Annotated in this window: 12 protein-coding genes and 1 riboswitch; of the genes, 10 read left to right on the plus strand and 2 right to left on the minus strand. The window is 43.8% G+C overall.

Annotated elements, in window-relative coordinates:
* Positions 1-161: 161 nt before the first annotated feature.
* From BTW00_RS06280 to BTW00_RS06305, 6 genes are all read left to right on the plus strand, one after another.
* A complete protein-coding gene (locus BTW00_RS06280; RefSeq protein ID WP_075106711.1) occupies positions 162-1,622 on the plus strand; it encodes a hypothetical protein in 1,461 nt (486 codons plus the stop codon).
* Between the two features lie 185 nt (positions 1,623-1,807).
* Positions 1,808-2,044 carry a PA3496 family putative envelope integrity protein gene (locus tag BTW00_RS06285; RefSeq protein WP_075106712.1) on the plus strand — a complete coding sequence of 79 codons (237 nt, stop codon included), beginning with the start codon at positions 1,808-1,810 and terminating at the stop codon, positions 2,042-2,044.
* Between the two features lie 248 nt (positions 2,045-2,292).
* The gene (locus tag BTW00_RS06290; protein WP_058024449.1) at positions 2,293-2,850 is read left to right on the plus strand and encodes a UPF0149 family protein; all 558 of its coding nucleotides are present in this window, start codon (positions 2,293-2,295) and stop codon (positions 2,848-2,850) included.
* A gap of 108 nt (positions 2,851-2,958) precedes the next feature.
* Positions 2,959-3,396: a YbjQ family protein gene (locus BTW00_RS06295; RefSeq protein ID WP_075106713.1), complete on the plus strand. Its 438-nt coding sequence runs from the start codon at positions 2,959-2,961 to the stop codon at positions 3,394-3,396.
* 78 nt (positions 3,397-3,474) lie between these two features.
* Complete coding sequence (locus tag BTW00_RS06300) at positions 3,475-4,008, plus strand: YbjQ family protein (RefSeq protein ID WP_075106714.1); 534 nt, start codon at positions 3,475-3,477, stop codon at positions 4,006-4,008.
* A 312-nt stretch (positions 4,009-4,320) separates the two neighbouring features.
* Complete coding sequence (locus tag BTW00_RS06305) at positions 4,321-5,244, plus strand: bile acid:sodium symporter family protein (RefSeq protein ID WP_058024446.1); 924 nt, start codon at positions 4,321-4,323, stop codon at positions 5,242-5,244.
* Between the two features lie 166 nt (positions 5,245-5,410).
* Here the strand turns inward: BTW00_RS06305 and BTW00_RS06310 are convergent, their stop codons facing one another.
* Complete coding sequence (locus BTW00_RS06310) at positions 5,411-6,565, minus strand: formate/nitrite transporter family protein (RefSeq protein ID WP_256714017.1); 1,155 nt, start codon at positions 6,563-6,565, stop codon at positions 5,411-5,413.
* Positions 6,566-6,855: 290 nt separating this feature from the next.
* Here BTW00_RS06310 and BTW00_RS06315 point away from each other — a divergent pair, with 290 nt between their 5' ends.
* The 3 genes from BTW00_RS06315 (at position 6,856) to BTW00_RS06325 (ending at position 12,879) form a co-directional block, all read left to right on the plus strand.
* Positions 6,856-9,789 (plus strand): valine--tRNA ligase, encoded by a 2,934-nt coding sequence (locus tag BTW00_RS06315; protein WP_075106715.1) that lies wholly within the window; start codon positions 6,856-6,858, stop codon positions 9,787-9,789.
* 169 nt (positions 9,790-9,958) lie between these two features.
* Complete coding sequence (locus tag BTW00_RS06320; RefSeq protein WP_075106716.1) at positions 9,959-11,572, plus strand: hypothetical protein; 1,614 nt, start codon at positions 9,959-9,961, stop codon at positions 11,570-11,572.
* A gap of 8 nt (positions 11,573-11,580) precedes the next feature.
* The gene (locus BTW00_RS06325; protein ID WP_075106717.1) at positions 11,581-12,879 is read left to right on the plus strand and encodes a VWA domain-containing protein; all 1,299 of its coding nucleotides are present in this window, start codon (positions 11,581-11,583) and stop codon (positions 12,877-12,879) included.
* 109 nt (positions 12,880-12,988) lie between these two features.
* On the opposite strand, the gene BTW00_RS06330 is transcribed toward BTW00_RS06325, so the two are convergent.
* Positions 12,989-13,885 (minus strand): ABC transporter substrate-binding protein, encoded by an 897-nt coding sequence (locus BTW00_RS06330; protein ID WP_075106718.1) that lies wholly within the window; start codon positions 13,883-13,885, stop codon positions 12,989-12,991.
* Between the two features lie 120 nt (positions 13,886-14,005).
* A riboswitch (TPP riboswitch) is annotated at positions 14,006-14,122 on the minus strand.
* Positions 14,123-14,536: 414 nt separating this feature from the next.
* On the opposite strand from BTW00_RS06330, the gene BTW00_RS06340 reads away from it, so the two are divergent.
* On the plus strand, positions 14,537-14,962 hold the full coding sequence (locus tag BTW00_RS06340; protein ID WP_075106720.1) for a YbaN family protein: 426 nt from the start codon (positions 14,537-14,539) through the stop codon (positions 14,960-14,962).

Raw genomic sequence — 14,962 nt, forward strand, 5'->3', positions numbered from 1 at the left:
ACATAGTAGCATTTTATATGATGACTGATTTCAATGAAATACTATCGATTTTCCGTAAATATCGATCAATATTCGCGAATTACAATTGTTCAAAAATTAGCCAAAAAATGAGCAATAGACTCGTTTTTTAATTTCTTTTCTCCAAAAAAGTTTAACATATCATGACGTATTTAGCGCCGCGGCAAGGGTTGTTTGCCATTATTCTTCTGGTTAGTTTTTGTTTGCAGACGTTGTTATTGGTCATCAGTACCGATCAACAGCTGAGCAAAAGTCGTGCGTTAAAAGGCGAGCAAATGGTCGCCCAGCTGATTGATGAAGCAAGGTTGTCTTTAGAAAATAAAGACCGTGTCAGTCTCAGTGTGATTGCTAACCGCTATACTAGCGAGCAGGACGTAACAAGAATACTGATTAAAGACAATAAAGACGATATTTTGGTGCCTGTGGGCAACGCGCCGATGCAGCAAGGCGATACGATTCGCCAAATCGCCACCAACGGCGATGCAGTGATTGGTAGCGTTGCACTGACGTTAAAAGACGTTAGTAAAGGTGAAATCATCGCGATGCAGTGGCCGTTTGTGATTGGCACTATGTTGCTGCATTTATTGCTTTGGCTAATCTACGGTTATCTTGCTCGTCCGACCAAAGAGCAAATCAGTGCGCTGAGCCGTAATATTCAGGACTTGTATCATGAGCAATACAATCAGGGCGATCAGCGCGGCTATAGCCGTGACCTTGAGCGCGGCACAGGCGGCACAGTGAGTAACCCAGCTGATGGCCAACTATCTGGTGGTGCTTCTGAGAGTGCGACAGAAGATAAAGTAACGAACGCGCGCACATTCAACGTACACAATGAAGTCAATGAGTACCTAAGAAATCAGCAGAACCAAGAGACTGGTGACGAAACTGGCAGTCTAACAGCTACGTCTGAAGGCGATATTGAAGACAAGGTTGTTAGCACCGCAAAGCGTCATAGTTCGCAATCTGGTGGTCAGACTTCTAAATTGTCTGCCACACGCGCAGTCGATAGCGTAAGAGTGCAAATCGTCTTTCATGATGAATTCAATATGCTTGAGCGCCTTGCACCGGCGCAGCGCCTGCCTTATCTAGCCCTATGTACGCAGCTGCTCAATCAAGCCGTGACCGAACTACTCAAACAGCCATTACTACTGGGTGTCAGTGCGACCAATGAGGCACACTTTGAGGACGATGGTGCAAGCGTGGTGCTAAAAGCGGACAACAGCCATGCCAAAGTAGCACTGGCTGGGGTCATGCTTGCCAAGCTGTACTTGATGCTCAACAAAATCATTCATGACAAGCATATCGAGCTGTCGCGCTTTGCACTACCAGCCAAAGCAGGCGTGAGTGATGAGGCACAATCAGAGCCCATGACCCATCTACTACAGAGCATCGGCAAAAAAGAGCAACTGTTGATATTGCTGCCAGCTGCTGGTCTCAAACAAATCAATAACCATGTACAGGTCCATAGCATCATGCGCCCAACCACTGTCTATGAGCGCGAGTGTGCGATATTCGATGGCGGGAACGACTCGATGATTCAGCGTTTGGCAGATGTTCGTAATGCCGTGCTCATGATTGAAGACGAAGATGAGTCAGCGACATAGCAGTATTAATATGGGTAATTTATACTACAATTGTCCATTATATAACTGGTATCATAGTCTTGGTACTCAGGCTGAAATGTGACATATTAAGAAAAAGGATTGACAACTTTCAATAGAGACTTTATAAGGCATATATATATTGATGTATATTTAATACCCTTGCCTAAAAATGATAGGAGTTTGTCATGAGTGACGCTGATATTGACGACGATTTTGATGATGATTTTGTCGACGATGACGACGCAAAGATGGTAGAAGAGGCTGAGACCAGTGTGCGTACGCGCCTAAGCAGTCTCGAGAAGCGTCGACTAATCGATAATTTGCTAGAAGAAAAGCGTTTGGCAAAAGAGTTAAAAGACGACCTTGATGATCTAGATAACTTCGATGAAGATGGCGATGATTGGGATGATGACGATTTTTAATTCATTGGTATCATTGTCTAAGCTGACTAAAGTGCTTTAATGAGTGATAATTATCTACCCAGTTATACCGATTGCTCGCTGTTTGTTATTTTTGACAATGGCTCGCAATCTGCTCTATTCAATAATACTTACTTTATAAAGGCTGCTTGGTTACGATTATTCAAGCAGCCTTTGTTTTAAAACCCTTTTGCCTTTAACCGATCGATCACTGTGATTGACGATAGCTATCTCTCAAGGACTGTTAAGCCATGAATAACCAATTAAGTTTTGATGAACTGCTCGATTATTTGGACAACCAAGAGAGCCAGTTCGTGCTCGATAGTGTCGCCGCGCATGGGTTTTTGACAGCGACGGTCATTGGTCGCCCACTCCCTAACTGGATGGACGCGCTTTTTGAGGGTCATGTGAGTGAGATTCCAGAAAACGTCATCGATGGTATTCAGCGCTGGCGCGACTCGATCATGGCTGAGCTAAAAAATGAGACTCCGATTGAGCTGCCATTTGGTGAAGATGCTGGTGACGAAGAAGTGGCAGTTGATTTTTCAGATGAGTCAGATATCGTGGCTTGGTCGATTGGTTTTGTTGATGCCATGTATGGCGATGAAGCAAGTGATTGGTTTGAAGACGAAGAGACAGCAGAAGACGTGGCTGTGTTGACCTTACCAATGATTGTATTAAGCGGCATTGATGATGAAGATCCAGAGCTAGAAGCAATGCGTCGCGATGAAGATAAGATGGTTCAAATGGCCAACAGCATCGAAGGCAATTTGACCGAGCTGTTTTTGTTGTTTCATACCAATGACTAGTCATTCTAAAAGACAGTACTGCTGATAGTACTATCTTTTATTTATACTGCATCATGCAGCTCTGGTCATTCTTTTAGATACATTATAAGTCACCGATAAGGTCTTACTATGGCTGTGCAACTCTCCAATCTTGAACACTTACCTAATTATCAAATTACCGAGCGCTTAGATGTTGTGTATGGCAGTACGGTGCGCTCAAAGCATGTGGGCAAAGACTTGTTTGCTGGGCTAAAAAACATCGTTGGCGGCGAGCTGACCGCTTATACCGAGCTGTTAGAAGAGTCACGCCAAGAAGCGATCGATCGCATGATTGTCAAGGCAGAAGCGCTTGGTGCCGATGCTGTCGTCGGCTTGCGTTTCTCTACCTCTAGCATTGCACAAGGGGCTTCTGAGCTGTTTGTTTATGGAACAGCGGTCAAAGCGGTACCAGTATCGCAGCAGCTCCAGAACCCACCAAGCGATAATCACTATCCGTCCGGTCAAACACCCAACCCTCAAGTCCAGACTGCGCCAGAGGATTTACCGCGTTTTAATCCTTTTGGTTGATCTTAGCGCTTTAAAAGCTGTAGCACTAAAAACAACAATGCTAAAAACCGTAATGATTTTTATAATGAGAAACGTGCCATGAATGACTCACTCACGCAAGTGCTTATCAATTATGGGCCGTTTATCTTTTTATTCGCCGCTGGTTGGTTTTTTGGCTCACGTCACGAGCGTCAGCATTTGGCACAGCTAACAGTAGCAGAGCAGGCGCTAGGGGATATTACGGTTTCAAGCGAGCGTTTCTACCGTCCTGAGCTGGCTATCGGTAGTGAGGGCGCGCTAGTTCTTGGCAGCGTGGTTATCGCGCAAGACTACTTTAAGATGATTATTGCTCGCGTGCTTAGTCTCTTTGGCAAAAACCTAACCACCTATGAGACCCTGCTAGATCGCGCGCGCCGTGAGGCAATCGTCCGTATGCGTACACAAGCAAAAGCCAAAGGCTACACCCATATTTATGGCGTACGTCTAGAAGTCACTAACATCAACCAATTGGGCAGTATGGTAGAAGCCATTGCTTATGGCACGGCGGTCATCAGTACTGATCACATACCTATCGTTTCTGCTACACACACATCGCCTGCACGTGTACCTTCTGCACTTCCTAGCATCTCTTAATACCTCGTAGCACTGCTATTTAGATTCTCCTCTGTGGTTGTCGCAGCACAAAACCCAACGCTGACTGACCAGTAGTCAGAAAAATCAAATACATACACTTTTACAACGATATACTGACTTTCAATGTTTCGACATTTTTTGGGTGTATGTCAGTAGTGATGATTCCAAAAAGTGTTGTGTACAAAGTGTCGTATAAAAACGCTGACAATGTCGGTGGCTTTTACCCAAGATATCAGCAGGATTGGCTGATTGAGCATCATAACGTTGTCATAAACCTGCCCGTGTAAGGGTTCTATCTACAAGGATGTAGTTATGGAAGGTGTGGAGTTAGTCACGTTTGTCAATTCAAAAGTCATTCCCATTAGTATTTTTTTGATCATGATGGGAATGGGGTTGTCCTTAGTTACCAATGACTTTAAAAGAGTCGTCAAATATCCCAAAGCAGTCGCAATCGGATTGACCAATCAGCTACTATTCTTGCCATTGGTCGGTTTTGCCTTGGCAACTTTCATGTCACTCGAGCCTGAGTATGCCGTTGGCGTTATGCTGCTAGTACTGTGTCCTGGTGGCACGACATCTAACTTATTTACTTATTTGGCAAAAGGGGATGTCGCGCTTTCGGTCACGATGACGGCGATCGCCAGTGTTATCACCGTATTTACCATTCCTATCGTGCTGAGTTTTTCGCTCGTGTACTTCATGGGTGCCGGTAGTGAGTTTCAGTTGCCAGTCGCCAAGACCATGATCAGCTTGATTGCTCTGACGATACTGCCAGTTAGTATTGGTATGCTCATCAAAAACTATAAGCCTAACTTTGCTGATAAAGCACAGGTAATGGTATCCCGTTTTGGGGTGATTTTTTTGAGCTTCTTGGTACTTTTCTTGAGCTATGTACAAAGAGACATCATCGTAGAGGCCCTAATTGCCACTGGCCCTGTATCGCTCATATTGAACGTATCGACGATGGCGCTTGGTTATTACACCAGTAAATGGTTCGGTCTAAATCCTGCGCAGAGAAGATCAATCACGATGGAGGTGGGGCTACAAAACAGTACGCTGTCGATGTTTATGGCATTGACGCTGCTCGCTAACTATAAGATGTCGTTGACTCCAGCTATTTATACGCTAATCATGTTCTTAACCGCAGGTATCATGGTCAGAGTGTTTACCGCGCAACACAATAAAGCAAATAGAGTCGAAAGAGAAAATAGCGTGTTGGCTGCAAGAAGAATGTAGTTTAATCAGAATGTAAGCCGCAGTGCATTGCTAAGTACGCATTGCACGACCCAATAAAATAAGCCCACAATATACTTTTTATGATGAGAGTTATTGTGGGCTTTTATATTTATCATAGTTTCTTAAAGTGTGTGGGTTGATTCAATACGGATAGCATTGTTCAACGCTAAAATCTGCGCCTATCTACTTCTGCTCGTGCCTCGGCTGCTTGTTCTTTGACTCTTTCAATTTCAAACAAGAATGTGCGGTTTTTGAGTACCGCGACAAATACCACGCCGCCGACCGTATTGCCCACCAAGACCACGACTAAAAATATCAAATAGTGCCATAGGCTGACCGTATTGCCATACAGCAATGCTGAAAACACTTCAATATTGCCAACGATACTGTGGTGTAAGCCCAAAAACCCGATACTACCAGTGATAATGGAAACCAAAACAATACGGCTAAGGGTATCGCGTGCAGATGTGACTAGCCATGCCGCCACGCCCATCATCCAACCTGCCAGTACCGCACTACCAAAGATGACCCACCATTCAAATCCCAATATATGCTCAGCGTAAGCATCGATAGCATGGTCGGTAAACAGATGCATATGCAGCCCTAAGCCAATCATCAAGGCAGCAAACAAACAGCCACCGACGATATTACCAGCGATAACGATGCCCCATAGACGCAGCAGCTTATGCAGTGGTTCAATCTTGTTTAGCACAGGTAGACTGAGTAGGGAGGTCTGCTCAGTGAATAATAACGACTGACCAATCACCACGATAATAAAGCCGATCGGATAGAGCAGGGATGATAGTACCATCGCATAGCGACTCGGCAGCACATCATTAAGTAAGGCAAACGCCGATAAAATCACAAAAAAGCTAATACCAATCTCAAGCCCAGCCGTAAAGGCGCTGGTAAACAGTGAGCCAAGCGAGCGTTCAAAGGTTTCTTTGGCATGGATGACTTGCTCGACCAAGATACTGGCGTAGCTTTTTGCTTGACTTAGATTATCATCACCGGCAACTTTTTTGATGGTTTCCTTGTCTTCTTCGCTGATCTCTTCTGGCAGGTCATCATTATCCAGCTCTTCGGTGGCTTTTATATGGTCGTCTGGATGATGGCTGTCCACATGAGGATTGGCGTGACTGTCTTCTGGAGAGTGGCTGTGCTGTAGCGTATGACTGTGCGCCATATTGTCTTTTTTATGATGCTCGCTTGCATCATCATCCTGAGATGAATGACTGGTGGTACTCACGCGCGCGCTATCTGGTAGGATATCCTGAGCATCCTGACGACGGCTTTGGTTAGGTGTGTTATTTTGGGACAAGGGTGACTCACTGTTGGTCGGCTGGTATATGGATAGAGCTGATACAACGCTATCGATGCTATTTTAACGTATGACTGTGGTAGGTTCTATTGAGTGTTTAACCAATTGGGGTTATTAATTGTTCGATAACGGCATGAAAAATGACCTTCAGGCTTTATAAATTGCCTTACCATCTAACAAAATCTGACTATCTGCGTTAAAATCACTCTATTCATTATTTTCCTAATTTTTATATTCTCTTTAATTCAATTAACTTTGATCACATTCAATCAATAAAAGATAATGCCATTATGAGTAACCACAACCTAACTGCCTCTATTCAAGCGGCACTCAATCAATTAGAAAACGCCTATAACCCTGCACAAGTCGAGGCAGGCATGTATCAAGGCTGGGAAGAAAGCGGTTATTTTGCCCCAACGTTTGATAAAGATGAGTCGTTCTCTATCGCGCTACCACCGCCAAATGTCACCGGCTCTCTGCATATGGGTCACGGTTTTAACAATGCAATCATGGATGCGCTCACACGTTTCCACCGCATGGATGGTGATAATACGCTGTGGCAACCAGGTACGGATCATGCCGGTATTGCAACCCAAATGGTTGTTGAGCGTCGCTTGGAGGCGCAAGGCATCCGCCGCCGTGATATGACACGTGAAGATTTCATCGATAAAGTGTGGGAATGGAAAGAAGAGTCGGGCGGCAGTATCACTAGCCAAATTCGTCGTTTGGGTAGCTCGGTTGACTGGTCGCGTGAGCGCTTTACCATGGATGATGGTCTGTCCAATGCAGTAAAAGAAGTATTCGTTCGCCTGTTCGACGACGGCCTCATTTATCGTGGTAAGCGTTTGGTTAACTGGGATCCAAAATTCCAAACTGCGCTGTCAGATTTAGAAGTCGAAAACCACGATGAAAAAGGCAGCTTGTGGCATTTCCGCTACCATTTCACCGATAAAGACCTAACCACTCAAGATGGCAAAAACTATCTGGTCGTCGCCACCACACGTCCTGAGACGTTGCTTGGTGATACGGCGGTCGCCGTCAATCCTAGCGATGAGCGTTATGCACACTTGGTCGGCAAAACCATTACTTTACCGATTACGGGTCGCGTCGTGCCTATCGTCGCTGATGACTATGTCGAGAGCGACTTTGGGACGGGGTGTGTCAAAATCACGCCTGCGCATGATTTTAACGACTATGAACTAGGTCGTCGTCATAGCTTGCCATTGATTAACATCCTCGATGAGCGCGCCAATATCTTGCCTGCGATGGAAGTCTATCCTGACTTGCAGACACGTGAGCCAGAGCTAGAGACTACGCCTAGCGAGTATGCCGGACTTGAGCGTTTTGCCGCGCGTAAGTTCCTTGTTGAGCAAGCAGGCGATCAGGGCTGGCTAGAAGATATCGAGGACTACGCACTTAAAGCCCCACGTGCTGAGCGTGGCGGTACGATCGTTGAGCCATGGTTGACCGATCAGTGGTATGTCGCGGTCAAGGAGCTTGCCAAGCCTGCGATTGATGCGGTAGAAGACGGCAGCATCGAGTTCGTCCCTGCCCAGTACAAAAACATGTATATGGCGTGGATGACCGATCTACAAGACTGGTGTATCAGCCGTCAGCTGTGGTGGGGACATCGTATCCCTGCATGGTATGACGATGCGACGGGTGAGATCTATGTCGCCCGAGATGAGGCGGAAGTACGCACTAAATACAACCTAAGCAATGATGTCAAACTGCGCCAAGATGATGACGTGCTCGATACTTGGTTCAGCTCTGGTCTATGGACATTTAGTACACTTGACTGGGCAGACGTCAACGCTGATCCACGCGTGATGGAGACTTTCCACCCAACCAGCGTGCTGGTGACAGGTTTTGATATTATCTTCTTTTGGGTGGCGCGCATGATCATGATGACCATGCACTTCGTGAAAAACGAAGACGGCACGCCACAAGTACCGTTTAAGACCGTCTATGTGCATGGTCTGGTACGTGATGGTAATGGTCAAAAAATGTCAAAATCAAAAGGTAACGTCTTAGATCCGATCGATCTTATCGACGGTATTGAGCTAGAAGCGTTGGTCGAAAAACGCACCAGTAACATGATGAATCCAAAAGACGCGGCCAAGATTGAGAAGCAAACGCGTAAAGAGTTCCCAGAAGGCATCCCAGCGTATGGCACCGATGCGCTGCGCTTTACCTTTACTTCACTTGCCAGTACGGGTCGCGATATCAACTTTGATCTAAAGCGTGTCGAGGGCTATCGTAACTTCTGTAATAAAATCTGGAACGCCAGCCGTTTTGTCCTCATGAACTGTGTCGATGGTGAAGGTACTGCCAAGCCTATTGACCAAACGGCGAATCCTGACGTATGGGAATTACCAGAAAAATGGATCATAAGTCGCCTCAACTCTAGTATCAAAGACATTCATCAGCATTTCGCTCAGTATCGTCTCGATATGGTCAGCCAAGATATCTATGAGTTTATCTGGAATGAGTACTGTGATTGGTACGTTGAGCTTGCCAAAGCCAGCCTAAATGATGACTCGGTATCGGATACGCGTAAAGCGCAAATCCGCTATGTGCTACTGCACGTACTAGAGACTGCGCTACGCTTCACCCATCCAATCATGCCGTATCTGACTGAGCAAATCTGGCAGACCATCGCGCCGCTACTGGGTCGCAAAAACACTGACAGCATCGTGGTCGCTGACTATCCACAAACTGATGCCAGCCAAATCAGTGAGCAGACTGAGGCGGATATGGCATGGCTACAGGAGCTAATCGCGAGCGTCCGTAACATCCGTGGTGAGATGAAACTGGGCAATGCGGTACGTCTGCCAGTGCTGCTACAAAACGTCTCTGCCGATGAAGAAGCGCGTCTATCACGTATCAAAAACCAGTTCAAAGCGCTTGCCAAAGTCGAGAGTTTGGATATCGTCAAAGAAGGCAATGAAGTGCCACTATCGTCATCGAGTATGGTCGGTCAGCTACGGGTACTCGTGCCGATGAAAGGGCTAATCGATCCAACGGCTGAGCTGGCACGTCTGGACAAAGCGTATGAAAAGCTACAAAAGCAAGCTGATGGTATCGCGCGTAAGCTAGGTAATGAGGGCTTTGTCAGTAAAGCGCCTGCGGAAGTGGTCGAAAGCGAGAAAACGAAACTGGCTGAGTTAGAAGGTCAGCTCGATACGATGAATGCACAGATTAAGCAGTTAAAGGCGTTGTAAATAAAGCGTAAATATCTATAGTAATAAAAAACGCCATCACAACTGTGATGGCGTTTTTTATTGCTCGATTAGTGTCGAGATTTTTTGTTTCTGTGATATAACTGATGGCTAGCGAAATTAGAATGGTTTACTAACTTATCAGCAGTAAATAACGAGAGAGTTTTGAGACATGACATGTACCTTTGAAGGTTGTACAAACAATAAGTTTGCACCTCATGAAGAGTGTGCTCTTCATTGTATAAAAAGCAACTATCAAGATGATAGGTTAAAAGGTGTTTTATCTGAGTTTTACGACTTATTGAAGATTTACATAGCAGACTTGATTGATTCAAAACCATTGACTTCTTCTCCTAATCTTCAGAGTGTACTTAATTCCTCACCTAAGCCATTTGTATTAGGCTCTAACATAAACATTGGAGAAAAAATTCGAGAGGGTGATTTAAATGACATAGAATTAAGAGATTTGATCCGTAAATCTAATAAATCTAACGAAATAACTATTTCTGATATCTATTTTCCTTATAGAGACAATCGAGATGATTTTGATTATTTCAAATTATTAAATTTGTTCAGCAGTGCTCATTTAATTTATTGTCATTTATATATAGATAATTGGCAGCTAGATGATGTGGCTATTTTCTTCGATGATTGTATTTTTTACAACTCATTTGATATAACTCCAATTCAAATGTTCCGAAAAGTTACTAATTGCTTGTTTGCTGAATGTGAGTTTAAGTCTGCAGTAAGAGTTTCACCCATTGAAATGAATAGTATTTTTGAAGATAGTTTGTTTTCAGGCTGTGATTTTAAAAATTCACTTAGATTAGAAAACTCAGTTTTTAAGAAAGAACCTTTTTTAGATGTAGATGTAGATGAAAGAGAATTGAAACTATCTACTCTGGAGGTATATGATTGCAATTTCGATGGAGGATTTAAACTAAATAGTGTGCATATCTCGTATCTTTGGATTGAAAATACGAATTTTTTGGTAGGGTTTTGGATGCTGAAAGCCAATATCACTACTTTAAATTGTATAAATGTAGTCATAGATGGCATGTTCGACGCTTCTAATAGTTCATTTGTTCGAGCAAAATTTACCAGGACCAAGTTTCTTGATGTAGCAGATTTCGAGGAAGTCAAGTTTGGCAAAGCAGATGGAGAGTTCTTAGAGTCTGACGAGCATACAAATCAATTCAAATATGTAACTTTCGTGAACGCTTCAAATTTTAAGAACACTAGTTTTTTCTATAGTTTAGATTTTGAAAATGTAGATTTAAGAGAGCAGCCTAATTTCTTGAAATCATATATTAACTCATACAATACTAATCGAGAAACATTTAGAATTATAAAATATTCATTCGATTCTAGAGGTAATACTCTTGAAGCAAATAGGTTTTTTGTTCAAGAGATGAAAGCATTTAAAAATGAGTTGAAGGAAGAAGGGAATTTCTGGGATAAGTTAGTATATAACGTGAATGATCTAATATCTGAGTTCGGCAGAAATTATATAAGAGCCATTACTTGGTTAATTATTAGCCTGATTTCGTATACGATATTACTATATTTACATGACTGGTATTTTGATAATTTTGATTATTTCATTTGGAAAAAATTGGAATGGATTTGGATATTCTTAAATGATATAGCAAAAAACTTCCTACCTTTTAGTAGGTTTCTTGGATCTAAGAGTGGATTTGAGTTTATTAGTCTATTGTTCTACATTTGGTTTGGCATACTAATTTGGCAAATTGTTGTATCTGTTAAACGACATACTCAACGTTAAGGAACACCATGAACCATCTCACCGTCGGACAACGCTCGCCTTTAAGCAACCTTGCTATTGACGAGACCACACCCATCACGCTCAAATTTACCCGCCAAAGCCCGATAGAGATGGACATCAGCTGCTTTGCCTTAGACGCAGCAGGCAAACTGATCAATGATGATTACATGGTGTTTTATAATCAGCCAACCTCACCTTGCGGACAAATCAAGCTCACCCATTACGAGTCGCAGCCAACAGCAAATAAAGGCATCCAAGCCGAGTTTGAAGTCAATTTGTCTAAACTGGCTACTAATATTGACAGCCTGTTTTTTGTATTATCAGCCGATACACCGCTCAATCAAATCCAGTCGTTAGAGATTGGCATTTGGCAGCAATCGCAAAAGGCACAGGCAGCGTATCAAGCAGCAGACTTCGCCCAGCAGCAAGCCAGTATGTTGATGCAGCTGTATCGTAAGAGTGGCGTGTGGCGAGTATCTAACGTCGCACAAGGCTTTAATGGTGGACTTGCCGCCATCGTGCAGCATTTCGGTGGTGACGTAGAAGAGGGCAGCTCGACAGCAGCTGACGTAAACGCCACGCCAGTTAAAGCAAAACCGTCGCTCGAGAAGGTCATGCTAGAAAAAGCGCCAAAACTGGTTAATCTGGCCAAAAAAGCCACGGTATCGCTTGAGAAACGCCAATTGCAGCAATTAACCGCAAAAGTAGCGTTGGTGTTAGATGCCTCAGGCTCAATGAACAGACAATATAAACAAGGCCGCGTGCAAGAGGTAGTCAATCGCATATTGCCATTGGCAGTGAACTTTGATGATGACCAAGCACTAGATTGTTGGGCGTTTGCCCGAGATCCGCAGTATTTGGGCGAGATTGGACTGAGCAACTATGATGGTTTTATTGACAACGCTCATGGCGGCTGGCGCAAATGGGCACTTGGTCCACGCGTTAATAACGAAGCAGAGGTCATGAAAGCCGTGACGGAGTTTTATCAAAAAGACGGCTTAGATGTGCCTATCTACGTGCTATTTATCAGTGATGGCGGGGTGAATGACAATCGCGGTATTACAAGAGTTATGACGGAAGCGGCGAAACTGCCGATATTTTGGCAGTTTGTGGGCTTGGGTGGTCGTGGTTATGGCATTCTAAAAAAACTAGACGACATGACAGGGCGCGTGATTGATAATTGCGACTTTTTTGAACTTGATGACTTGGATGACATTAGCGAAGAAGCCTTGTATGAAAATATGCTAGAAGAGTTCCCAAGTTGGCTAAAAGAAGCTAAGCAACTAGGTATCGTCAATTCACTATAAAAGTATTAGTGCGCTAACCTCATTATTCGATTACAGCTAAATAAAAAACCGCCATAGCAAACACGATGGCGGTTTTTTATGGTTCAAAATATCTTAACTTCTAAAATGCCTACAGCGTCCACAGCGATTGATACTGCTCATCAGTTAACGTCACGATATCAATCTCTGCCAGCATCTCACGCAGCTCTTCCCACTTACTCGCATCAGGCGTAATCGGCGTGATCAATCTACCCAGCGTATTATCAATGATGGCATCCATCAGCGCGTCCGCCTCAGTTTTACTATAGTTGTAATACATATGGTGGGCAGTCTCTGGATCATTTTTACACAGCTCTGTCATTTGATTGGTCACTTGGATAAAAGTATCTATCGCGTCCTTTTTCGCGCTATAGATCTCATCCGTCGTGAGAATTTCTAACGCCGAAAAATTCGGATAAGGTGACAGATGCTGATCGATAAACGTAAAGTCCAGCCCTTCATGAGTCGCCTCAACGCCCTCAAAGTTATAAAAGCATAACCATGCACCATCGAGACTTGGGTCTTCTTGCAGGTTTTTTATATGATAAAAGTCTTTTTGTATAAAAGTCACATTATCACGGCTGATACTAAAGCCATTTTTCTTGGCATAACGCGCCAATATCTCAAAGCCAATACGATTGGTTTTTTCTTCAGCGGCAGGGGTACAGATGCGGATAGGTTGATTGTTTTTTAATTTGTCCATACTAGACTGCTGCATCAATATGCCGCCGTCGGTCTCAAAAAAGCAGCCCAGCGCGCGTAGATTAGGCGCGTAATGCTCAAACAGATGGATAGGCTCATTGACATGCAGATCAATGCTTTGATTTTGTAATTCGGCAAAGCCATCATAGTGATCGTCTGGCTCGATAATAGTGATATCAAGCCCTGCTTGCTCATACGCGCCCGTCGTCACACCCGCGATAAAAGGCAGGTGATCAGGGTTCAAGAACCATTCGAGAGTGAGAGTAAGTTTGGTAGTCGACTGCATGGTTGTTTCCTTTTTGGGTATAGAAAACAATCAGACTGATGCTGTTTAAATAAAACAAGCAAGGTAAAATCCTGAGATTAGATGCGCCATCATAAGCACACATCACCAAGAGATTTATTAAAACGTGTCACGCTTGTTTCCTACGTCAGTGCTAACTGCTTCAGGTTCACGGGTCTATCTCAGCGATGATATGAACTGTGTTTACAGCGTCAAATCAATGCACCCCGACAAGATTGAGTGGTATTACATTATTTTTGATCAGTACTACTAATGGCTATTATCGATAGCTACTGCATCATCATAGACGACTTGTAAGCGGTGATGCAAGCGTATCAGAAATGACAATGAAAGGTGATGACTGACGCTCGTTAACCGCCCTTTATAACAGTTCTCATTTTTGACGGCTTTTTATAAGCGCTTTCAATCTTATAAGCGCTTGCAATCGACGTGTTAATAGAAAAGCGCAGTATTTGCCATTGGTACTTACCCAATCACTAACCAACGATACTGATCGATAGCAAAAAGCTTGTATAAATGGGCTTGTACAATTTTTGGTGATATTGCATGCTTGGTTACTTATACAAGTAGCCATGTAAATACTTTTGATGGCTACCAAAATCATTCACCGCACCGTCCAACGACATCACTTATATGACCCATAATAAAAAAACGTTTTATCATAGGCCTAAGACCAACCAATCCAGAAGTCCAATGATACGCTGGACCTTTGTGACGCTTGGCTGGGTATTTTTTATTTTAGGTATTATTGGGATATTACTGCCCGTCATGCCGACTGCGCCTTTTATATTACTGGCGGCAGGGTGCTGGGCGCGTAGCTCGCGGCGCTTTCATTTTTGGCTAATCAATCACAAATACTTCGGCAAATACGTCCGTGATTGGGAAGAAAATCATGCCGTGCCGCTGTATGCCAAGGTTTTGGCAACGGTCATGATGGCCGCGTCAACTATTATGTTGTTTTATCGTCTGCCCGCTGATATGACATGGGTGGCATGGCTGGTAGCACTGGTCTGTAGCGGGGTTGCCGTCTATTTGTTTCGTCTGCCAAATGCCAAATAA

The sequence above is a fragment of the Psychrobacter sp. C 20.9 genome (assembly GCF_001921765.1).
Classification (GTDB): domain Bacteria; phylum Pseudomonadota; class Gammaproteobacteria; order Pseudomonadales; family Moraxellaceae; genus Psychrobacter; species Psychrobacter piscatorii_B.

What these genes read in the sequence shown, in the direction of transcription:
- BTW00_RS06280 (WP_075106711.1), top strand. Translation starts at nt 162, where the DNA reads ATGACGTATTTAGCGCCGCGGCAAGGGTTGTTTGCCATTATTCTTCTG.
- BTW00_RS06285 (WP_075106712.1), top strand. Translation starts at nt 1,808, where the DNA reads ATGAGTGACGCTGATATTGACGACGATTTTGATGATGATTTTGTCGAC.
- BTW00_RS06290 (WP_058024449.1), top strand. Translation starts at nt 2,293, where the DNA reads ATGAATAACCAATTAAGTTTTGATGAACTGCTCGATTATTTGGACAAC.
- BTW00_RS06295 (WP_075106713.1), top strand. Translation starts at nt 2,959, where the DNA reads ATGGCTGTGCAACTCTCCAATCTTGAACACTTACCTAATTATCAAATT.
- BTW00_RS06300 (WP_075106714.1), top strand. Translation starts at nt 3,475, where the DNA reads ATGAATGACTCACTCACGCAAGTGCTTATCAATTATGGGCCGTTTATC.
- BTW00_RS06305 (WP_058024446.1), top strand. Translation starts at nt 4,321, where the DNA reads ATGGAAGGTGTGGAGTTAGTCACGTTTGTCAATTCAAAAGTCATTCCC.
- BTW00_RS06315 (WP_075106715.1), top strand. Translation starts at nt 6,856, where the DNA reads ATGAGTAACCACAACCTAACTGCCTCTATTCAAGCGGCACTCAATCAA.
- BTW00_RS06320 (WP_075106716.1), top strand. Translation starts at nt 9,959, where the DNA reads ATGACATGTACCTTTGAAGGTTGTACAAACAATAAGTTTGCACCTCAT.
- BTW00_RS06325 (WP_075106717.1), top strand. Translation starts at nt 11,581, where the DNA reads ATGAACCATCTCACCGTCGGACAACGCTCGCCTTTAAGCAACCTTGCT.
- BTW00_RS06330 (WP_075106718.1), bottom strand. Translation starts at nt 13,885, where the DNA reads ATGCAGTCGACTACCAAACTTACTCTCACTCTCGAATGGTTCTTGAAC.
- BTW00_RS06340 (WP_075106720.1), top strand. Translation starts at nt 14,537, where the DNA reads ATGACCCATAATAAAAAAACGTTTTATCATAGGCCTAAGACCAACCAA.